At 58.5% G+C, this 19268-nt stretch carries 22 protein-coding genes; 9 read left to right on the top strand and 13 right to left on the bottom strand.

Annotated elements, in window-relative coordinates:
• The first annotated feature begins 29 nt into the window (after nucleotides 1-29).
• Nucleotides 30-641 (top strand): hypothetical protein, encoded by a 612-nt coding sequence (locus tag CVS29_RS15475; protein WP_110107286.1) that lies wholly within the window; start codon nucleotides 30-32, stop codon nucleotides 639-641.
• A gap of 33 nt (nucleotides 642-674) precedes the next feature.
• Here the strand turns inward: CVS29_RS15475 and dapD are convergent, their stop codons facing one another.
• From dapD to CVS29_RS15450, 5 genes are all read right to left on the bottom strand, one after another.
• The gene (dapD, locus tag CVS29_RS15470) at nucleotides 675-1688 is read right to left on the bottom strand and encodes a 2,3,4,5-tetrahydropyridine-2,6-dicarboxylate N-succinyltransferase (protein WP_110107225.1); all 1014 of its coding nucleotides are present in this window, start codon (nucleotides 1686-1688) and stop codon (nucleotides 675-677) included.
• Between the two features lie 37 nt (nucleotides 1689-1725).
• Nucleotides 1726-3315 (bottom strand): molybdopterin-dependent oxidoreductase, encoded by a 1590-nt coding sequence (locus tag CVS29_RS15465; RefSeq protein ID WP_110107224.1) that lies wholly within the window; start codon nucleotides 3313-3315, stop codon nucleotides 1726-1728.
• 126 nt (nucleotides 3316-3441) lie between these two features.
• Complete coding sequence (locus tag CVS29_RS15460; protein WP_110107223.1) at nucleotides 3442-4281, bottom strand: anti-sigma factor; 840 nt, start codon at nucleotides 4279-4281, stop codon at nucleotides 3442-3444.
• On the bottom strand, nucleotides 4278-4859 hold the full coding sequence (gene sigK / locus CVS29_RS15455) for an ECF RNA polymerase sigma factor SigK (RefSeq protein ID WP_110107285.1): 582 nt from the start codon (nucleotides 4857-4859) through the stop codon (nucleotides 4278-4280). The genes CVS29_RS15460 and sigK overlap by 4 nt, the downstream gene beginning before the upstream one ends.
• 79 nt (nucleotides 4860-4938) lie before the next feature.
• A complete protein-coding gene (locus CVS29_RS15450; RefSeq protein WP_373366699.1) occupies nucleotides 4939-5625 on the bottom strand; it encodes a fasciclin domain-containing protein in 687 nt (228 codons plus the stop codon).
• A 174-nt stretch (nucleotides 5626-5799) separates the two neighbouring features.
• Between CVS29_RS15450 and dapE the strand changes: the two genes are divergently transcribed.
• A complete protein-coding gene (dapE, locus tag CVS29_RS15445; protein ID WP_110107222.1) occupies nucleotides 5800-6918 on the top strand; it encodes a succinyl-diaminopimelate desuccinylase in 1119 nt (372 codons plus the stop codon).
• A gap of 88 nt (nucleotides 6919-7006) precedes the next feature.
• Here the strand turns inward: dapE and CVS29_RS15440 are convergent, their stop codons facing one another.
• The 4 genes from CVS29_RS15440 to CVS29_RS15425 all read right to left on the bottom strand — a co-directional run bounded on the left by CVS29_RS15440 (nucleotide 7007) and on the right by CVS29_RS15425 (nucleotide 10337).
• Nucleotides 7007-7849: an amino acid ABC transporter permease gene (locus CVS29_RS15440; protein ID WP_110107221.1), complete on the bottom strand. Its 843-nt coding sequence runs from the start codon at nucleotides 7847-7849 to the stop codon at nucleotides 7007-7009.
• Nucleotides 7846-8496: an amino acid ABC transporter permease gene (locus tag CVS29_RS15435; protein WP_110107220.1), complete on the bottom strand. Its 651-nt coding sequence runs from the start codon at nucleotides 8494-8496 to the stop codon at nucleotides 7846-7848. The genes CVS29_RS15440 and CVS29_RS15435 overlap by 4 nt, the downstream gene beginning before the upstream one ends.
• Before the next feature lie 92 nt (nucleotides 8497-8588).
• A complete protein-coding gene (locus CVS29_RS15430; RefSeq protein WP_373366698.1) occupies nucleotides 8589-9518 on the bottom strand; it encodes a glutamate ABC transporter substrate-binding protein in 930 nt (309 codons plus the stop codon).
• A 60-nt stretch (nucleotides 9519-9578) separates the two neighbouring features.
• Nucleotides 9579-10337: an amino acid ABC transporter ATP-binding protein gene (locus tag CVS29_RS15425; protein ID WP_110107219.1), complete on the bottom strand. Its 759-nt coding sequence runs from the start codon at nucleotides 10335-10337 to the stop codon at nucleotides 9579-9581.
• A gap of 128 nt (nucleotides 10338-10465) precedes the next feature.
• Here CVS29_RS15425 and CVS29_RS15420 point away from each other — a divergent pair, with 128 nt between their 5' ends.
• The 5 genes from CVS29_RS15420 to CVS29_RS15400 all read left to right on the top strand — a co-directional run bounded on the left by CVS29_RS15420 (nucleotide 10466) and on the right by CVS29_RS15400 (nucleotide 13954).
• On the top strand, nucleotides 10466-11239 hold the full coding sequence (locus CVS29_RS15420) for an LOG family protein (protein WP_110107218.1): 774 nt from the start codon (nucleotides 10466-10468) through the stop codon (nucleotides 11237-11239).
• 132 nt (nucleotides 11240-11371) lie between these two features.
• Complete coding sequence (locus tag CVS29_RS15415; RefSeq protein WP_110107217.1) at nucleotides 11372-11764, top strand: DivIVA domain-containing protein; 393 nt, start codon at nucleotides 11372-11374, stop codon at nucleotides 11762-11764.
• Nucleotides 11721-12374, top strand: coding sequence for a DNA-3-methyladenine glycosylase I (locus tag CVS29_RS15410; protein ID WP_110107216.1), 654 nt, complete (start codon nucleotides 11721-11723; stop codon nucleotides 12372-12374). Before CVS29_RS15415 ends, CVS29_RS15410 begins: the two co-directional genes overlap by 44 nt.
• Nucleotides 12367-13635, top strand: coding sequence for a hypothetical protein (locus CVS29_RS15405; protein ID WP_110107282.1), 1269 nt, complete (start codon nucleotides 12367-12369; stop codon nucleotides 13633-13635). The genes CVS29_RS15410 and CVS29_RS15405 overlap by 8 nt, the downstream gene beginning before the upstream one ends.
• Before the next feature lie 151 nt (nucleotides 13636-13786).
• Complete coding sequence (locus CVS29_RS15400) at nucleotides 13787-13954, top strand: DUF3117 domain-containing protein (RefSeq protein WP_082000207.1); 168 nt, start codon at nucleotides 13787-13789, stop codon at nucleotides 13952-13954.
• A gap of 87 nt (nucleotides 13955-14041) precedes the next feature.
• Here the strand turns inward: CVS29_RS15400 and CVS29_RS15395 are convergent, their stop codons facing one another.
• Nucleotides 14042-14674, bottom strand: coding sequence for an O-methyltransferase (locus tag CVS29_RS15395; protein ID WP_110107215.1), 633 nt, complete (start codon nucleotides 14672-14674; stop codon nucleotides 14042-14044).
• A 183-nt stretch (nucleotides 14675-14857) separates the two neighbouring features.
• Between CVS29_RS15395 and sigE the strand changes: the two genes are divergently transcribed.
• On the top strand, nucleotides 14858-15505 hold the full coding sequence (gene sigE / locus CVS29_RS15390; RefSeq protein WP_110107214.1) for an RNA polymerase sigma factor SigE: 648 nt from the start codon (nucleotides 14858-14860) through the stop codon (nucleotides 15503-15505).
• Between the two features lie 111 nt (nucleotides 15506-15616).
• A complete protein-coding gene (locus tag CVS29_RS15385; RefSeq protein WP_110107213.1) occupies nucleotides 15617-16042 on the top strand; it encodes a twin-arginine translocase TatA/TatE family subunit in 426 nt (141 codons plus the stop codon).
• A 108-nt stretch (nucleotides 16043-16150) separates the two neighbouring features.
• On the opposite strand, the gene CVS29_RS15380 is transcribed toward CVS29_RS15385, so the two are convergent.
• From CVS29_RS15380 to CVS29_RS15370, 3 genes are read right to left on the bottom strand one after another with little or no spacing between them, the layout of a single operon-like run.
• Entirely contained in the window at nucleotides 16151-17278 is a 1128-nt protein-coding gene (locus CVS29_RS15380) for an Mrp/NBP35 family ATP-binding protein (RefSeq protein ID WP_110107212.1), read from the bottom strand.
• 12 nt (nucleotides 17279-17290) lie between these two features.
• Nucleotides 17291-17944: a DUF1003 domain-containing protein gene (locus CVS29_RS15375; protein ID WP_179442468.1), complete on the bottom strand. Its 654-nt coding sequence runs from the start codon at nucleotides 17942-17944 to the stop codon at nucleotides 17291-17293.
• Complete coding sequence (locus CVS29_RS15370; RefSeq protein ID WP_110107211.1) at nucleotides 17937-19220, bottom strand: magnesium transporter MgtE N-terminal domain-containing protein; 1284 nt, start codon at nucleotides 19218-19220, stop codon at nucleotides 17937-17939. The genes CVS29_RS15375 and CVS29_RS15370 overlap by 8 nt, the downstream gene beginning before the upstream one ends.
• Nucleotides 19221-19268: the final 48 nt, after the last annotated feature.

The following is a 19268-nucleotide window of genomic DNA, read 5'->3' as shown; positions in this document are numbered from 1 at the left end:
CTCCCATGCAACGGTTGGAGGAGATTGCCATGCATCACACCGGTGGCCCAGGGTGGCGGATTACCATGGATACCTGCACCCCCATGCTCATGGCCTTGTACTTCCGTGATGTGGCTGGCCTGTTGGGTGCGGGAACACCCTCACTGTCCCAAGTGGCTCCGGCCGTACGGTCAGCGGACCATTCCCTCTTGATCTCCGGGGTAGGCGGTGACGATGCTTTGCGGGGCCAATGGGAGTATTGGTGGAGCCAGCTGCTGCAGGCGATACCTGACCATGCACCAAGCCTGAGCCCCCCGGATTTTCCGGAGCTTGCCGGTATGCCCGCACTGCAACGTGTGGCCCATGCCCACTTTGGCTCAGCCGTAAGCTGGTCCAGGGAACAAGCTCAAGTGTATTCAAGCATGGCCGCTCAGCGCGAGACCATGGGCGCGCACAAGATCCTGGCAGATCTGGTGCAGAACAGGGAAATGGAACTGGGACGCAGCTCCAGAGACTTCACCTTGATCATTGTGGAAGTTCCGCTGGCTGAGCCGCGGGCCTGGTTCATTGAACCCAACAGGTTGATCATGAGCTCGCATCTGCTCGACGATCCGGATAATTTCCGCAGCTACGTGCAACCGGTGGTGAATCTGCTGGTGTGAGGAAGCTCCGGCTCGGGGCAGGAGCCCGCCACGCTAGTTCAGGTGCAAGCTTTCATTCAGGGCCACTGTGGTGCCGTGGCGAGGAAGTACCTCCACGCCGCCTGAGCTGGAGTTGCGGCGGAAAAGCAGGTTGGGTACACCGGAGAGTTCACTGGCCTTGACTATCACGGACGTGTCCTTGTCATTACTACCGCTGTCATTCTTGGTACTGGCATCCTTGGTGCCCATGACCCTAACCCGGGTTCCGGCGGTAACGTACAGACCCGCCTCCACCACGGAGTCATCCCCGATGCTGATGCCCACACCTGCATTGGCGCCGAGCAGAACGCGTTCGCCCAGAACCACCCGTTGCACTCCGCCACCGGAGAGGGTGCCCATGATGGAGGCACCACCACCAACATCTGTGCCGTTGCCCACCACAACGCCGGCTGAGATGCGGCCTTCCACCATGGAGGCGCCTAGTGTTCCGGCGTTGAAATTCACAAAGCCCTCATGCATCACAGTGGTGCCCGCAGCCAGATAAGCGCCCAGACGGACCCTATCTGCGTCTCCTATTCGCACGCCTGTTGGGATCACGTAATCCACCATGCGGGGAAATTTGTCCACCGAGAAGACGGTGACTGCACCGCGCCGGCGAAGCCTGGCCCGGGTCATTTCAAAACCATCCACGGCGGCCGGGCCAAAGTTGGTCCACACCACATTGTTGAGTTTGCCGAAGATGCCGTCCAGGTTGATGCTGTTCGGGGTGATAAGCCTGTGTGAGAGCAGATGCAGGCGCAGGTAGGCGTCAGGTGCATCGACTGGTTCGGCGTCGAGGTTGATTTGGACGAAGACCACGCTCTGGTGCACGCCCCTGTCCTGATCCGTGCCCAGCTCGGCTAGGGCGCACAGCTCCGGACTCGCTTCGGGAGTGCTGCCCAGCGCCTCGGTGGCCAAGCCCAGCGCGGGGTCTGGGAACCATACATCGAGCACAGCCCCCGCATCAGTGATCGTGGCAAGGCCAAAGCCATGGGCGGAACGGTCGGGCAGGGCAGCTGATTCGGTCATGGCCTTAGTTTATCGGCAACTTTGCCACTGAACTTTACTACTCAACCGTGAACGTGATGGAGTGCCAGCCGGTGGAACCATCGGGCTCCGGCGGTGCCTGCTTCTCAATTTGCATCTCGCCGGCGCCGTTGTAGGCACGTACTTGTACCTTGTGAGTTCCGGATGTAGCGCCTTCCCAGTAGTAAGACCATTGGCGCCAGGTGTCTATTGAGGCTTCATCAGCCAATGTTGCAAGCTGCCAGCCATTGTTGTCCACTTGGACTTCAACCTTGGAGATGCCGGATTGCTGGGCCCAGGCGCTGCCGCCGATCGCGACCTTTCCGGCCGGCACACGGGCCAACGCACGGGGAACTTCCACCCGGGAAGCGGTCTTAATAGGCCCATGCGAGGACCAGCCGCGGGAGGTCCAATATCCTGACATTTGTTCGAAGGTGGTGACTTCAAGGTCAACCACCCACTTGGTTGCGGAGACAAATCCATACAACCCCGGAACCACCATGCGGACAGGGAAACCGTGGTCCACTGGCAGCGGTTCACCATTCATGCCCACAGCCAGCAAAGCCTCACGGTCGTCCTGCAAAGCGGGAAGGGGAGTGGAGGCGCTGAAACCGTCAATGCTCGTTGACAAGACCATGTCAGCCCCATCCTTGGGCTTCGCACGGGCCATGACCTCCCGCAACGGGTAGCCAAGCCACTTAGCATTTCCGGCCAAATTTCCACCAACAATATTGGAAACACAGGTCAGAGTAACGTATGACTCCACAAGATCTTGCGCCAGGAGCTCATCAAAGGTCATGGTGAATTCGTTTTCAACCATGCCGTGCACACGCAATGACCAGCTGGTGGGGTCAACATCCGGCGGCACCAAAGCAGTGTCGATACGGTAGAAATCCTTATTGGCAGTGACGAAGGGAGTAACTCCCTCTACGGGTCCCTGAACGCCAGCGGGCAGAGCGGCCGCCTTGCTCTTCGCGGAGGGCAGCTTCAAGGCTTCGCGGAAAGCTACGGTGGTGTTGCGTGCGCTGGTCAGCGCCCTGCCACCCAGGCCAACTACAACGGCCACACCCGCCAGTGCAGCGGAACGGACCAAGAATGCGCGCCTGCTGGTTCCGGTGTTTAGATCACTCTGGCCCTCTTGTTCAGTCTCTGCAGAGGTGCCCTGGCGTGTGGAAATAGCGCGTATGAGCAAACGCAGTGCCCAGAGTCCGGCTGCGGTGCCCAGAACCAAGGGTATAAGATCCAAAATATCTGCGCCGGCTCGTGAAATCACGCACAATCCCATGACGACGGCGAAAGCCACCACCGCAGAAGCGCCTGCCATGATGTTCTTGCGGGCCAACAAACCTGCCACAGCAGCCAAAATTACTGCGCCGATGACCAGGGAGATCAAGAGGACCAATTTGTCATTGGTTCCAAAAGTTGCAATGGCAAAGTTCTTCATCCAGGCCGGAGTGAAGTCAATAAATGTGGCTCCCACGGACGTCAGTGGGGAAGCTGCCGGCCCAAAGAATCCCGAGAAGAGTTCTGCCACTCCGAAGAGAAGTCCTGCTGAAACCACACCTGCTAACGATGCGAAAAATCTGCCTTGCCAGTCAGTTTTTCTGGCGTAATTGCCCTGCTTAGCCATCAGAGGCTCCTTAAAACGGTTGCTTGGCTACCGCAGTCTCTGACGGTAGGTGTACTTAGTGGTACTTCGGAGCCAAGCCGCCGTCGGATTGCTGCCGCGACGGCATTTATTCAGAGAATAAACCCGTTAGAGTGACTGCACTACCACCGGTGTGGTGGTCGGGGTGGGGGAACCTCCGGTGGGCTCAACGGTGATGCCAACATGTGTGGCACCGCCCATAGGGCCCTGAAGGATCGCCATGGCCGGAACTGTGGGAGTGTCATTTACCATGGTCCCGGCAGGCACTGCACCTGCAGCCGAGATGAACCACATCTCATAAACTTTATCTGTGGGCAGTGGGGGCAGGCTCTGGACCATCACGGCTGCTTTGTTAGCCTTGACCGAGGAAGCTACCGTTACCGATCCGCCGTCGGACAAGCTGGTGGTGGCGATCTTGGCATCGGCGGAACCCACTATGGCCAACATGGCGTCCTGCTGCTCCTGGGAAGCCTCTTGCTGCTTTTGGAGGGCAACAATTTTCGCTGCCATATCTTCTTGATTACTCGATTGGCCGGCAACCCAGCCGCCCACACCGACACCACCGAAAATAAGCAGTGCTGCTGCGGCGCTCAAAGTCGGAACCCAGCGGGTACGCCGCGCGTCGGTTGTTTTTGCGGGGTGCCGTGTATCCCGGGCACCCGTTCCTGAATGAGAACCCTTGGCAGAGTTAATATCTCGGACCACTGAAGTGGCCGGGAGCTGGCGGGTATTGCGAATAGCCGCCATGAGATCCGCCTTCAAGGCCGGAGGAGGAGTTTCTTCATCTGTACCGTAGGCCAGAAGGGAAGCTGTTGCGCTGAGGGAGCGAACTTCTTCCAGGGTCTGAGAATCTGTTAAGGCGTAGCGCTCAAAGTCTTGGCGTTCACCCTCGTCCAGGGCATTGAGGGCATAAGAGCCTGTCAGGAGGTGCAGTTGCTGTTCCATCATGCCACTCCCAATCTGTCTCGAAGCCTGATCATGCCGTCACGAATCCTTGTTTTAACAGTCCCTACCGGGATTTTGAGAAAGTCAGCTACCTCTTGGTGTGTGTATCCACCGTAGTAGGCCAACCTGATTGCTTCCTGTTGCGGTGCTGTCAAGGTTTCCAGAGCTTTATTGACACGTTCGGCTTCCAACCGTGTTTCCACGGTGTCAGCAACGTCGTCATAGCTTTCTTGGAATTCCTTGATGCCTTGGCGTAGGTCCCGGTCGCTGCTGGCTTGGCTAGCCCGGACCTTATCCACTGCTTTGCGGTGCGCAATGACGAGAATCCAAGAGATGGCCTTGCCGCGGTCTGCGTCATACCGGGAAGCCTGGGTCCAAATGTCGATAAAGACTTCTTGGGTGACTTCCTGGCTTTGTGCTGGGTCTCTCACAACACGGCGCACCAGACCGAAAACTCGGGGTGCTACGGCGTCGTAGAGTTCGGCGAAGGCCGCCTCGTCGCCTAGGGCGACGAGGCGGATGAGCTCCTCATGGGTTGGCGGTGCCAGAGTGTCCACGGATCGTAGCCAAGGTATACGCATTGCCTCTACCTTGTCACGATCTGTGGCCATAGCCCCGTACCCTTCTCCGCGTGTTTGAGAAATTCAGTGGTGTACCCTATTACTTCTTAGCCGGGGGCATCAGGACTGTATCGATCAGGTAAACGGTTGCGTTGGCTGTCTTGACACCGCCACAGATGACCTTGGCGCCGTTGACCATCAGGTCATCTCCGCTGCCGGTAACTTTCAGGGTGCTGCCTTCAGCTGTGGTGTGCTCGCCGTCGATCTTGCTGGGGGCCAGCTGGCCGGGAACCACGTGGTAGGTCAAGATGGACGTCAGGGCCGCAGAATCGGTCTTCAGGCCATCAATGGTTGCTGCCGGGATCTTGGCGAAGGCGTCATCAACGGGTGCGAAGACGGTGAACTCACCGGAGTCAAGCGTGCTAACCAGGTTTACGTCCGGGTTCAGCTTGCCGGAGACAGCGGCCGTGAGGGTCTTCAGCAGCGGGTTGTTTGAAGCTGCAGTGGTAACCGGGTCAGCAGCCATGCCGGCAACGGAGCCTGCACCGGTGGGAACGGATGCGGCGTAGGCGGCGCAGCCGGGGCCTACCAGATCGCCGGCCATGGCTTCCGTTGTTGCCATGGGCGCCTCGGTGGCCATGGGTGCTTCTGAGGCCATGGGAGCTTCTGAGCTCGGGGTGGCTGTGGTGGATCCGCTGCAGGCGGTCAAGCCCATTGCTGCGATTGCCAAGATGCCAAGACCCATGCTCAGGCTCTTACGGTTTCCAAACTTCAAGGTGCTGTTCATGATGATTCTCCGTAGTGTGAAAGCGGAAGGATTCCGTTTTGCTGTCCGTTCCGTTGCCGTTTTGCTTAGCTCCGTTGCGGTCTGTCAGGAAGTACTTCGGAGCCGCGGCAAACATGGATTGGAAAGAAGTTGAGAAATATTTTTCTGTTGCTTTGACGCCGGTAAACTGGGCCCATGAGCACCCCGCGAAGTCAGGCAACCACCCCGTCGAGTACCACTACAGTCCTTGATTTGAAGGGGGACGTGGCTGCCTTGACAGCTGCCCTGATGAATATTGAAAGCGTCTCCGGACATGAGAAAACGCTCGCTGATGCAGTGGAAGCAGCGTTGCGTCTTCTCCCACATCTGAGCATTACACGCAACGGTGACGCCATTGTTGCCCGCACAGAATTGGGCTTGGCTGAACGGATCATTTTAGCGGGGCACTTAGATACCGTGCCGCTGCCCACGGCGACGGGTTCACGTGGAACCGTGCCAAGTTCGTGGGACGGTGAGGTGCTGTATGGGCGCGGTGCCACCGATATGAAGGGGGGAGTGGCGGTGCAGTTGGCGTTGGCCGCAAGGCTAAGCGCCCCCAGCAAGGATCTAACCTTTATTTTCTACGACCATGAGGAAGTTGCTGCTGCCAAGAGTGGCTTGGGACGGCTGGTGCTAGAAAACCGTGAACTGTTGAACGCGGATTTTGGCATACTACTCGAGCCTACTAACGGGACCGTGGAGGGTGGTTGCAACGGCACCATCCGCTTTGAGGCAACCACACGCGGACTTGCGGCCCATTCGGCCAGGGCCTGGATGGGGGAGAACGCAATCCACGCTGCGGCACCCATTCTGGCACGCCTGGCAGCTTATGAGCCGGCCACGGTTAACGTTGACGGGTTGGATTACCGCGAATCCATGAACGCCGTGAAAATTCATGGCGGAACAGCCGGGAACGTCATCCCTGATGGGTGCGTGGTGGAGATCAACTACAGATTTGCCCCGGATAAGACCCCAGCGCAGGCGCAGGCACACGTGCGTGAACTGCTGGGCGGCTTTGAGCTGGTGTGCACGGACTCCTCCGCGGGGGCCCGGCCCGGTCTAAATGCTCCGGCCGCGGCCTCGTTTGTGGCGGCGGTGGGCCGGGAACCTCTGCCCAAGTACGGGTGGACGGATGTGGCCCGGCTGAGCGAGATGGGGATCCCGGCCGTCAATTTTGGCCCCGGTGACGCGCTGCTGGCCCACTCAGATAACGAACATGTACACGCCGAGGCCATTCGCGAGTGTTTGGCCGCACTGACCCGCTGGCTCTCGTGAATACCCGTGTCATTGGGGTGGAGGGCAAAGCAAAGTGCCGGTGCCGTTCTTTACAAAGAACGGTACCGGCACTTGCGTTTGGTTCGGGCTAGCCGGCGATGCCGACCTTGGCCTTGATAACTCTCACACGGGAGGACATCTTGAATTCCACGAACTTTGCCACGCCCGAAAGGATCAGGCACAGACCCACGTAGATGACGGCTGCAACCATGAGCGCCGGGACCACGGGGAAACCAAAGTCGCCCTGCGAGCCGAGATCGGACGCGTATTTCAGAATCTCGTTGTAGGTGATCAGGAAACCAAGTGCGGTGTCCTTCATGATCACCACCAGCTGGGAAATGATGACTGGCAACATGGCGCGGACGGCTTGCGGCAACAAGATGCTGCGCAGCACCTGCCCATTGCTCAAACCGATGGCAAGTCCAGCTTCGCGCTGGCCACTGGGCAGGGACTCAATGCCGGCACGGAATACCTCGGCCAAAACTGAACCGTTGTACAAGATCAAACCCACAACGACGGCAATAAAGGGTGTGATGCCCGTAACCCCCACCGAGGGGAGCCCGTAGTACATGATCATCATCAGGATCAGCAGCGGCACTGCACGGAACACTTCCGTGAACCAGTAGCAGGGGCGGCTGAGCCATTTGGTATCGGAGAGGCGGCCGAAGGCAAGGATGATGCCCAGCACCAGAGAGCCCACAGCACCAACGGCAAAGGCACTCAGCGTGGCACCGATGGCCTTGAGCAAATTCTGCTGAACCAGCGGATAAGTGAACAGTTCCCACTTTTGGGCTGTGAACTGCCCTGATTGGTAGAACCGGATCAAGATGAAGCCGATGATGCCAACCACTACAAGGAGCGTGATGATATTTAGGTAGACGTAGCGTGCGCGGGCTTTGGGGCCCGGAACGTCAAAAAGGACTGAACTCATCGCGCAACCTTCCATTTCTTCTCGAGGTAGCGCTGCAGCGGTGACAATATGCCGAGCACTAGCAAAATGAAGATTAAGGCAACCCAGAGCAGTCCGGGCAGCAGGGGTTCTCCACGTTCGCTGAGGTAGGCACGGATGGCGCCAGCCTCCAACACCGAGAACCCTGCTGCAACCGTGGTGTTCTTCAACAGCGCAATGAACACGCTGAACAACGGCGGCACCACGGAACGGAACGCTTGAGGCAGCACAATCAGCGTCAAGGTTGGAATAAAGGGCAAGCCAATGGCTCGGGCGGCTTCGGACTGTCCCACGGAGACGGTATTGATGCCAGATCGGATGGCCTCACAAACATACGTCGCCGTGTAGAGGGAGAGCCCCACTATGGCGGCATTCATGAAGCTGATCTGGGGCAGTCCCAGCTGGGGGTAGCCCAAAGCAAAAAAGGCCAAAATTAGCGTCAGAGGTGTGTTGCGGACCGCGTTAACGTAAAACGTTCCGGCGGCCCTCATGGCGGGTGCCGGCGAGACGCGCATGCCGGCAACAATGGTGCCAAGAATCAAGGCAAAGAACGCGGAAATGATAAAGAGAATTCCGGTGTTCTTGAAACCGGTGAGGAACAGCTCGCTGTTATCAATAAGTACATTCACAGGGCAGTGTCGCTTTCAGTGAATTGGCTGGAGGATGAACCGGTTGCGGTGCCGTGGCAAGGCCAGGGCACCGCAACCGCGAACAAAGATTTTTAGTACTGGTCAACCTTGGGCTGCTCAACCTTGGTGCCGGACTTGCCCAGTGTGGCATCGAAGATCTTGGTCCACGTGGCGTTGCCGTCAGTGAGTGTGGTGTTCAAGAAGGTACGCAGTGCGGTATCGCCCAGGGGCAGACCGATTCCGTAGTTCTCCGTGGTGAACGGCTCACCCACAACCTTCAGCTTGTCAGGCTCCTGTGAGGCGAAGCCCAACAGGATGGCCTGATCGGTAGTCACAGCGTCAACCGTGCCGGACTTGAGCGCATCCACGCATTTGGAGTAGATATCGAACTCCACCGGGATGGCCTTGGGGAAGTTATCGCGGATGTTCTGGATGGGGGTTGAACCGGTTGCGGAGCAAACCTTCTTCCCGTCCAGGTCCTTCTCGCTCTTGATGTCCGTGTTGTCCTTGGCCACCAGCAGGCCCTGGCCTGTGACGAAGTAAGGTCCGGCGAAGTCAACAAGCTTCTTGCGCTTGTCCGTGATGGAGTAGGTACCCACGTAGAGGTCAACGTCGCCATTGGCTAGGGCCGATTCACGGTTGGCCGAGGGAATCGCCTTGAAATCAATCTTGTCAGCGGGGACGCCCAAGGAAGCGGCCATCCACGTGGCTATTTCAATATCGAAACCGCTGCGCACACCCGTGGCGGCGTTGAGGTAGCCCAGGCCGGGCTGGTCTTCCTTCACACCGATGCGGATGGCACCTGAGGACTTGATTTTATCGAACGTGGGGCTGCCGGTCAGGGCAACGTCCTTAGCCACGTCAAAGCTCAGGCCAGCAGCGTCTTTGCCGCCGCCGTCAGTGCTGCCACCGCCGCTGGTGTCCCCGCCACAGCCTGTCATGGCCAGGGCTGCTGCGGTGAGGAGGGCCGCTACGCTGAGGCTCTTCCGTGAGAGAAATTTTTTCAAGAGATTTCCTTTCATAAACGGCCAATATTGGCCGGGAACAAACTGGCTCGTCGAGCCAAAAATAGGGAGGGTTAGTTACCCGTTAGTGAGGATCTTGGACAAGAAGTCCTTGGCTCTGGCCGTCTGCGGGTTGGTGAAGAACTCCTCAGGGCTAGCTTCTTCCACAATCTGCCCGTCAGCCATGAAGATGACCCTGTCCGCCGCTTTGCGGGCAAAACCCATCTCATGGGTGACAACCACCATGGTCATTCCTTCTTTAGCCAGTTCAACCATGACGTCCAGAACTTCATTGATCATCTCTGGATCGAGTGCGCTGGTGGGCTCATCAAAAAGCATGACCTTGGGCTTCATCGCCAAAGCCCGGGCGATCGCAACGCGCTGCTGCTGTCCACCGGAGAGCTGAGCGGGAAGCTTGGCTGACTGATGTCCCACACCGACACGTTCGAGCAAGCTCAAGGCGAGCTTCTCGGCGTCGGCCTTGGACATGCCCTTGACCTTGATGGGTCCCAGCGTCACATTTTCCAGAATGGTTTTGTGGGCAAAGAGGTTGAATGACTGAAACACCATACCCACATCGGCACGAAGGTTGGCCAGTGCCTTACCTTCCTTGGGCAGTTCCTTGCCATCAATGGTGATGGAACCGGTGTCAATGGTTTCGAGCCTGTTGATGGTGCGGCAAAGCGTGGACTTGCCTGATCCAGAAGGCCCCAGAACAACGAGAACCTCACCCTTGGCTACTTGCAGATTGATATTCTGCAGCACGTGGAGGGTGCTGTAATGCTTATTTACATCCTTGAGTTCCACGAGCGCAGGAGCATGTACGGGATTTGTCATGCCTTCAATCTATCTATTTTCTGGGGACAGGGGCGTGAATTCCCCCACATCGGCACTGATCGTAACGGTAACGAGATAATATCTCCACGCTCACACCCCATTCCGCTGGGACTAGTAGCCTTGGGGGCATGAGTGCACCTACAGGATCCAGCCGCCCCATCCGCTCCGAACTGCGACGATTTGGAATCTGGCGCAAGAACGGCGCCGGTCTCGACACCGCCGATGCGCGCCTGTTGGAAACCCCGCACAGCAGCGACTTCACCCACACCGACCCCTGGCGGGTTATGCGTATCCAAAGTGAATTCGTTCAGGGTTTTGACGCCCTGGCAGAGATTGGCCCCGCCATCAGCGTGTTTGGCTCGGCCCGCACCAAGCCGGATTCGCCCTACTACGCCGCCGGTGTTGACGTGGGCAGGCTTTTGGTTGAAGCCGGAGTGGCAGTCATCACCGGTGGCGGGCCCGGTTCCATGGAGGCAGCGAACCGTGGTGCAAGCGAGGCCGGTGGATTATCCATTGGGTTGGGGATAGAGCTTCCCTTTGAACAAGGCATGAACGAGTGGGTTGGACTGGGCGTTGATTTCCGTTATTTCTTCGCCCGGAAAACCATGTTTGTGAAGTACGCACAGGGCTTCATTGTGCTCCCTGGCGGTCTTGGTACCCTCGATGAATTATTTGAAGCCATGGTTCTTGTGCAGACCAGCAAGGTCAGTCAATTCCCCATAGTGCTGCTGGGCAAAACCTTCTGGAGCCCGCTCATGGACTGGGTCCGGGACGTCATGGTGGAACAGGGCCTGGTCTCGGCCGGGGACCTGGATATTGTTCAGCTTGTTGACACGGCTGAGGAAGCCGTACAGCGAGTCATGGAAGGTAAGGCCGGAACTAGGGTAGCCGCCAAGGGCTGAAACGGAGCCTTGCTGCAGGGCTGATGCTGGCGTGGATCCTTCTCTTACCCCGCGCCAGCGCGTCGCAGCGAGGGGAAACTCGAGTCTGGACATGTTGCTCAATTCCCGCTGTGCATCTGGCACCATGGTCTAGTGACCTATTTCTTGATCTTTCTCGCCGTGGTTGTGGCTGCTGTTGCCGGACTTTACCTTGTGGGCTTGAAGAAGCCCCAGACTGAGAATGCCGTTTATGACGACGTCTTGGCAACACCGGTAGCGAACCTGCCACCAGTGCTGCTCCCCGGCGAGCCTGCTCCGGCTGATGTTGATAAATTGCGGTTCTCCCTAGGGTTGCGCGGTTACCGCATGGATCAAGTGGACGAGGTCCTAGACAGGCTGCGTGACGAACTGGCTGCGAAGGATCTGCGCATTGCAGAGTTAGTAGCCGGCACACCGGACACTGGTGCTGCTGAGGAGCTGGACGCGCCTGTGGCCAGTACCCATGCTGGTTCTCCGGCACCTGCGCACACCGAGTCCGCTTCCTGAGGTGGACGCAGTGGTTGGCAGCGACGGCAGGGCCCGCTGTGCCTGGGGCGGAATGGAGCGCGATGAACAGTATCAGCGCTATCATGACACCGAATGGGCGCGTCCGGTTTCCGGGGATCCAGCGTCCGTGGAACGCGAACTCTTTGAGCGATTGAGCCTTGAGGCTTTCCAATCGGGCCTTAGCTGGTTGACGATCTTGCGTAAGCGCCAATCATTCAGGGAAGCATTTGTAAACTTTGACCCGCATAGTGTGGCGAGTTTTGATGAAACCGATTTTGAACGGCTCATGAATGACGCCGGCATTGTGCGCAACAGACTCAAGATCAATGCCACCATATCCAATGCCAAGGCATTGCTGGCTTTGCCCGAAGGTATCACTCTCGCCTCACTCTTGGCGCAGAATGCACCTCAAACCCGCAGAGCCGCAGACGAGCCCATCCCGGCGCAAACACCACAATCACAGCAACTGGCCAAGGCCCTGAAAAAGCTCGGCTTCTCATTTGTGGGCCCAACTACGGCCTACGCCATGATGCAGGCAGTGGGTGTGGTCAATGACCACCAGCCCGGTTGCTGGCTGGCGGCCGGGGCTACAATTCATGACCATGAATGAGGTGGCATCCGGGGCGTCACCAACGCTGCCAGTAAAACCGTCACCGGGTCCAACAATCAATGATGAGCTGTATGCCCTGCTCCGCCGCTTCTTGGCGCCGCTTAGGCGGGCTCCCTGGTGGATTAAGGTAACGCTGATCTATGCCGCTACCAGGGTGTTGGCTTACGCAATTTTTCTGGGCGCCGCATGGCACGCTGAGGCGTCCCCTTGGGGTGGCCGGCAACCCGATTACCTGACCTTCATCAACAGGTGGGATGCCGGGTGGTACGAGCGAATTTTCGACGGCGGCTATCCCACCACCATTCCACGCAACGACGACGGTACGGCGCAGCCCAACCAATGGGCGTTCTACCCAGTCTTCCCCATGCTGGCTCGCGGTTTGAGTGCGGTGACGGGATTGGAATGGGCGGGCGCCGGGGCCATTGTGGCCACCGTGGCAGGGTTGGCTGCTGCATTGATGATGTACCTGCTGTTTAGGAATTTCGCATTGCCCGGGACAGCGCTGTGGGGTGTGGCGTTCTTCGCCGCCTTCCCTGTTTCTGCCATCCTGCAGGTTCCTTATGCCGAGTCCCTGGGCATCTTCTTCTTGGCGGCTGCCCTCCACCTGCTCATCAAGAAAAAGTACGTTGCGGCGATCCCCCTGGTGATTCTGCTGTGTCTGTCCCGACCAGCAGGGGTGCCCTTTGCCGCCGTCGTTGCTATCCATGTGGGACTGCGCTGGTGGCATCGGAAAGAGCGCCCTTTCCCTGGCAGTGAGATGGTCAGCGGGTTAGTGCTCTTGGTGGTTAGCGCAGTCATGGCGTTCGCCTGGATGCTCACCGCGTGGTGGGTGACGGGGGAGCGCACCGCCTACACCGACACGGAGACGGCATGGCGCGGCTCGGCGCTGGTTCTGTTCAAGCCGTGGTTCGACGCTGGGGTGGACCTTGTGGGTCCGCTCTGGGGACCGGTGCTGCCGGTTTTGCTGGTGATTCTTGCCTTCCTCTACCTGAACTCGCGTGCCGTGCGCCGCATTGGCCTGGAGCTGCAGATTTGGTGTGGCATGTACCTGCTGTATCTGATGGCTGTCTTGCACCCGCAGTCGAGCACGTTCCGGATGCTGCTGCCGCTGTTTCCGCTGGCCCTTGCTGCGGCATTCATTTCTAACTCGCGTGCCTACCGGTGGAGTGTGCTGGTCATGTTCAGCATCTTGGAAATTGTGTGGGTTGTTTGGCTGTGGCAGTTCTCCGCGATCAGCACCGGAGCGGCCTGGCCGCCCTAAGGAAGAATGTCACGATTGTCACCGGCTGAGGCAACGATTAGCACCCGGGTACTGAAATACGGAATAATAGTTTGTGAGCGATACAACATCGACGCTTGGCAGGGGAAAGCTCTGCGGATGCGGTTTTGTACTACGAAAAGGGGAACTCCTGATGGCAGCCATGAAACCTAGAACCGGGGACGGTCCAATGGAAGTGACTAAAGAAGGTCGGAGCTTGATCCTGCGACTGCCGTTAGAAGGTGGTGGACGTCTCGTAGTGGAGATGAACGCAGATGAGGCTGTTAGCCTCAAAGAGTGCTTGGTAGGCGTGACGGAGTAATTCCAACACAAGATTTAGCAGGCGGGGCAGCGAACATGCTGCCCCGCCTGATCTGTTTAAACGCCCAACGGGCAACAAAAACGTTGCTTAGCGTTTGACGGCCAAGAGCAGGCCGTCGCCTGTTGGCAACATGGCCGAGATCAGGGAATCGTGCTCGCGGATCAGCTTGCCCACTTGGCGCAGCACCACAGTGCTGCTTTCACGGATGGCTGGATCGGAAACCCGATCCTTGTCCAGGGCATCGTTGATGATCAGCAGCCCGCCGGACTTCAGGAGCCGGATGGCTTGTTCTACATAGTCAGGGAAGCTGGGCTTGTCGGCGTCAATGAAAACCAGGTCGTAGGCCGCGTCGGTCAAACGTGGCAGCACGTCCTGGCCGCGTCCTGAAATGGTGCGTGTGCGGTTGGCGGGGGAACCGGATTCGGTGAACGCCTCACGCGCGGCCTTGAGATGGTCCACATCCGGATCGATCGTGGTCAGCACAGCTTTGGGCCCGAGCCCACGCAGCAGGGCTACACCTGAAACGCCTGCGCCGGTGCCGATTTCCACAGCAGTCTGGGCCTTGGACGTTGCCGCGAGGACGGTCAGCACCGCAGCCACTCCAGGACTCACAGGGAACAAGCCCAGATCATGCGAGCGCTCGCGGGCGCGTCGCAGAACAGCATCTTCCACGGGTAGGCCCTCTGTATAGGACCAGCTGGTGGATTTATCGGCACTCATGGGCAGTGTTTCCTAAACTGTTGCGGTGACTGCTCTATAGCCTACTGCCTGCGCACTCAGGTACATCAACGTCATCACCCAGCAAAACGCCAGCTTTCTTTGGCACACTATTGACACTATAAGGAAATCTTCCTTTGCTCCCTCCGAGGGGAGCAGCAACAGCCAAAGACGTGAGGTGCAGCTATGACAACAGCCACCCCGTTGGCCGGCCGCCCTGCAGAAGGCGCCCCGGACCAACTCGCTGTGAGCGCCGGCTGGATGCCGCCGTCGTGGGATGAAGTAGTGGCCAACCACTCCGGGAAAGTCTTCCGGCTCGCGTACCGCCTGACAGGGAACAAGTTCGACGCCGAAGATCTCACCCAGGAGGTCTTTGTGCGCGTGTTCAAGTCACTGGCTAACTTTAAGCCTGGCACCCTGGACGGCTGGCTGCACCGCATCACCACCAACTTGTTCCTGGATCAGGCCCGCCGGAAGCAACGCATCCGTTTTGATGCGCTCTCGGAGGATGCCACGGCCCGCTTGGCAGGGAACGATCCCGGGCCAGAACGCACCTTTGAGTTCAACAATCTGGACCTGGACATTGCCGCCGCGCTGGAGGCGTTGCCGCCTGACTTCCGGGCCGCCGTTGTGCTCTGTGACATGGAAGGCCTCTCCTATGACGAGGTGGCGCACGCGTTGAACATCAAGCTGGGTACCGTTCGCTCGCGTATCCACAGGGGAAGGGCCATGTTGCGCGAATCTCTCGCGGACCGGGCACCGAACCGGCGTGAGGATCTGCGCCCAGCGCGTAAGCCGCTGCTGTCGATGCCGAGGATTTCTGGCGCACGCTAGAATCATCTGGACGGCGTCCGCCATCACTGGTGCACAGAACAAGTACGTAAACTTTCAAGCGTTACCGCTAGGAATCGTTGCTTTGAGTACTGAGAGGGTAATCTTCCTAACGTGTTTGGTATCAATACCCCTGAGCTGGTCCTGATTGTCATTGTGGCAGTTTTGGTGATCGGTCCCTCCCGGCTTCCTGGATATGTGGAAAAGCTGAAGAACCTCATCCGTGAGGTGCGCAAGATGGCTTCCGGCGCGCGCGAAACCATCAAGGAAGAAGCCGGGGTTGATATTGACGATATCGACTGGAAGAAGCTCGATCCGCGCCAGTACGATCCCCGCCGCATCATCCGCGAAGCGCTCATTGATGACGAGGATCTGGACACTCTAAAATCGCTCAAGACGGCTCCGGGTGCGGCTATTGCCAGCATGATGGGCAAGGACTCCGCTGAGTCGAATAAAACAACCGACGCCGGACCCGCGTTGCCCGAGGTGGAACGCCTCCCTGCCGGGCAGATGGCCCCTTACGACACTGAAGCGACCTAAACCAGCCACCAATTCTCAACGCTATCCCACCAATGGCCTGATTTTGACGTACGCTATCCCACACCGTGGGATAGCGTACGTCAAAATGGCACCATTGGTGGGATAGCGTTATTTGGGAGTGACGCCTAACTGGCGCCCCACCAGTCCGCGGGGGCGAACAGCCAGCTTTCCCGCTATGGCCAAAAGTGCCGCGGCCGCTGGTGATTCCGGGTTGGACAAGACGATCGGCAGACCCGCATCGCCGCCCTCACGCAAGGAAACATCCAACGGGATCTGCCCCAGCAGTTCCACCGGCGCATTCACAGTTTGACTCAACCGTTTGGAGAGAATTTTTCCGCCACCGGAGCCAAACAACTCCATGGTGCTGCCGTCCGGGAGCGTCAAAAATGACATGTTCTCAATGACGCCAGCCACTTTCTGGCCTGTCTGCACAGCAATGGCGCCGGCACGTTCGGCCACATCTGCGGCTGCTGCCTGAGGAGTGGTGACCACCAGGATCTCCGCCTTAGGCAATAGTTGCGCCACCGAAATGGCTACATCTCCCGTGCCGGGCGGCAGATCCAGGAGCAGGATGTCCAGATCACCAAAGTAGACATCGGCCAGGAACTGCTCCAGCGCCCTGTGCAACATGGGTCCGCGCCAGGCAACGGGCTGGTTGCCTGCCACAAACATGCCAATGGAAATTGTTTTCACTCCATGGGCCACGGGCGGCAAGATCATTTCATCGACCCGGGTGGGGGCCTGTGTGATGCCCATTAGCCCGGGCACGGAGAAACCGTAAATATCCGCATCGACAATGCCCACGCGCAATCCCTGGGCCGCTAGTGCGCAGGCCAAATTCACGGTGATCGATGACTTGCCCACCCCGCCCTTGCCGCTGGCTACCGCATAGACCCTGGTGAGGGAATCTTCTGCGTTGAAGGGGATGCCGCGCTCCGGGGTGCTGCCCTTGAGCCGTTCCTTGAGCTCGGCGCGCTGTTCGGGGGTCATCACAGAAAGTTCCACGCGGACATCAGTGACGCCGTGGAGCTGTGACAGGGCCGCTGTGACATCCGCAGTGATGGTTTCACGCAAGGGACACCCCGCAATGGTGAGCCGAATGCCGGCCGTAACCGCGCCGTTCTCGAACGCTTCAACGGAGGCAACCATCCCCAAGTCGGTGATGGGGCGGCGCAGTTCCGGATCAATGACAGTTGCCAGCGCGGCGAGGAGAGCGGATTCGGACGGGGCGGTCATGAAATGCTGGCCTTAAGGATCGGTGGGGCGCTTCGGGGCGGCACCCTTGGCTGATTTTTTGGGTGAAACGGCCTTGAATGAACTCGTGGCCGGCCGGCGCGCTGCTGCACGCGACTCCTTTAGGGTATCGCCATTGTCTTGAGCGCCGCCGTCGAAGGAATCTGACACACCCTCCTCCTGAAGCGCTAGAAGGTCCTCCAAGAGGCCGCGCAGCTCTGAGCGAACAAAATCACGGGTAGCAACTTCACGCAACGTAATCCGCAACGCGGCCACTTCACGTGTCAGGTATTCGGTGTCAGCCAAATTACGCTCATTGCGGGAGCGGTCCTGCTCAATCTGAACCCTATCCCTGTCATCTTGACGGTTCTGGGCCAGCAGAATCAGTGGGGCTGCGTAGGAAGCCTGCGTGGAGAAGAACAAGTTCAGCAAGATGAACGGGTAGGGGTCCCATTTGAGTCCAAAGAGGCCAATGACGTTGATCGCGATCCAGACGATCACAAAAATGGTCATGTACAGCAGGAAGTTGGCTGTTCCCATGTAGCGGGCGAACCGTTCGGCGAAGCGGCCAAAAAGGTCCGGATCACTGGTCAGGTTGGGCAGGAGCCGAGATTTGAGCTCCAAGGGTGTGTCCAGACCGCCGTCCCTGGCGTGATGCCGCTCAGCCAATGCGTCCTCCTAATTTCTTGATGGGGGCACCATCTTCATGGGTTCGCCAATCCTCGGGCAAAAGGTGATCTAGTAGGTCATCAACGGTCACAGCCCCCACCAGGCGGCCCTCTTTGCTGACTACGGGGAGAGAGTTCAAGTTGTAGGAAGCCATGATGTGGCTGACCACGGAGATGTCATCCTGGTCCGAGACAGGTTCTAAGTTTTTATCCACAATGGTGCCCAACAGTTCCGGTGGGGCGCTGCGCAGCAGTTGCTGGATATGCACCACGCCAAGGAAACGTCCCGTGGGTGTCTCCAAGGGGGGACGGCAGATGAAGATGGCTGAGGCGAGAGCGGGGGAGATATCTTCACTACGCACATGGGCCAAGGCTTCTGCCACGGTGGCTTCCGGGGGCAGAATTACCGGCACAGGGGTCATCAGTGCGCCAGCGGTGCCTTCCGCATACTGGAGCAGGCGGCGGACATCCTTGGCTTCATCCGGTTCCATCAGCAAAAGCAGTTCCTCGGCCTTGGCCTGGGGAAGATCGGCAAGGAGGTCCGCAGCGTCGTCGGGGTCCATTTCTTCAAGGACGTCTGCTGCGCGTTCATTATCCAATGCGGAGAGCAGCGTGACCTGGTCATCTTCCGGGAGCTCGGACATGACGTCAGCCAGGCGCTCATCTTGGAGTTCGCTGGCAACCTCCACCCGGCGTTTGTCACTCATTTCCTGGAGCGCATCGGCGAAATCGGCGGCCTTAAGATCCTCATGTGTAGCTACAAAGAATGTGGCGCTTTGTGGCTCTGCCTCATCTTCCGTGCGGGCCTCGGCCCAGTCAATGAGCATGGTGTGGCCACGGCGCAGCCCGCGCAGACGTGAGGTGGAGGCACCACGCCTCACAAATAGCTTGGTCACCAGCCAGTCCCCGTGACGCTGCTTATCCATGGCAATGTCTTCAATAACAGCAAAGCCGCTACCGTCCACCAACGTCACCTTGCGGTCAAAAATGCCGCCCAGAACCAGTTGCTCGGCCCCGCGCTGTTCAAAGCGGCGCAAGTTGACTAGTCCCGTGCAAATAATTTGTGATTGGTCCATGGAAGTCAGCCGTGTCATGGGCACAAAAACACGCTTCTTGCCCGGTACCTCCACCACAATGCCCACTGCGTGGGGGGCTGACTGTGCGCCACGGCCCAACACCACCACGTCACGGAGCTTGCCGAGCCTGTCGCCGAGGGGGTCAAAGACGTCAAGGCCCAACAGACGGGCCACAAAGATGCGGGTAGGTTGTGTGCTCACTCTTACAGGCTACTTCCCATGCCAAAGAATGGCCCAACAGAAAGGCCC

It is taken from the genome of Arthrobacter psychrochitiniphilus (assembly GCF_003185915.1).
In the GTDB taxonomy this organism is placed as follows: Bacteria; Actinomycetota; Actinomycetes; order Actinomycetales; family Micrococcaceae; genus Specibacter; species Specibacter psychrochitiniphilus.
Note: the sequence above shows the minus strand (reverse complement) of the source record. Positions and strands in the feature narration are given on the sequence as shown.

Coding starts and splice junctions, on each gene's coding strand:
- CVS29_RS15475 (WP_110107286.1), top strand. CDS start 30: ATGCATCACACCGGTGGCCCAGGGTGGCGGATTACCATGGATACCTGC.
- dapD (WP_110107225.1), bottom strand. CDS start 1,688: ATGACCGAATCAGCTGCCCTGCCCGACCGTTCCGCCCATGGCTTTGGC.
- CVS29_RS15465 (WP_110107224.1), bottom strand. CDS start 3,315: ATGGCTAAGCAGGGCAATTACGCCAGAAAAACTGACTGGCAAGGCAGA.
- CVS29_RS15460 (WP_110107223.1), bottom strand. CDS start 4,281: ATGATGGAACAGCAACTGCACCTCCTGACAGGCTCTTATGCCCTCAAT.
- sigK (WP_110107285.1), bottom strand. CDS start 4,859: ATGCGTATACCTTGGCTACGATCCGTGGACACTCTGGCACCGCCAACC.
- CVS29_RS15450 (WP_373366699.1), bottom strand. CDS start 5,625: ATGAACAGCACCTTGAAGTTTGGAAACCGTAAGAGCCTGAGCATGGGT.
- dapE (WP_110107222.1), top strand. CDS start 5,800: ATGAGCACCCCGCGAAGTCAGGCAACCACCCCGTCGAGTACCACTACA.
- CVS29_RS15440 (WP_110107221.1), bottom strand. CDS start 7,849: ATGAGTTCAGTCCTTTTTGACGTTCCGGGCCCCAAAGCCCGCGCACGC.
- CVS29_RS15430 (WP_373366698.1), bottom strand. CDS start 9,518: ATGAAAGGAAATCTCTTGAAAAAATTTCTCTCACGGAAGAGCCTCAGC.
- CVS29_RS15425 (WP_110107219.1), bottom strand. CDS start 10,337: ATGACAAATCCCGTACATGCTCCTGCGCTCGTGGAACTCAAGGATGTA.
- CVS29_RS15420 (WP_110107218.1), top strand. CDS start 10,466: ATGAGTGCACCTACAGGATCCAGCCGCCCCATCCGCTCCGAACTGCGA.
- CVS29_RS15410 (WP_110107216.1), top strand. CDS start 11,721: ATGCTGGTTCTCCGGCACCTGCGCACACCGAGTCCGCTTCCTGAGGTG.
- CVS29_RS15405 (WP_110107282.1), top strand. CDS start 12,367: ATGAATGAGGTGGCATCCGGGGCGTCACCAACGCTGCCAGTAAAACCG.
- CVS29_RS15400 (WP_082000207.1), top strand. CDS start 13,787: ATGGCAGCCATGAAACCTAGAACCGGGGACGGTCCAATGGAAGTGACT.
- CVS29_RS15395 (WP_110107215.1), bottom strand. CDS start 14,674: ATGAGTGCCGATAAATCCACCAGCTGGTCCTATACAGAGGGCCTACCC.
- sigE (WP_110107214.1), top strand. CDS start 14,858: ATGACAACAGCCACCCCGTTGGCCGGCCGCCCTGCAGAAGGCGCCCCG.
- CVS29_RS15380 (WP_110107212.1), bottom strand. CDS start 17,278: ATGACCGCCCCGTCCGAATCCGCTCTCCTCGCCGCGCTGGCAACTGTC.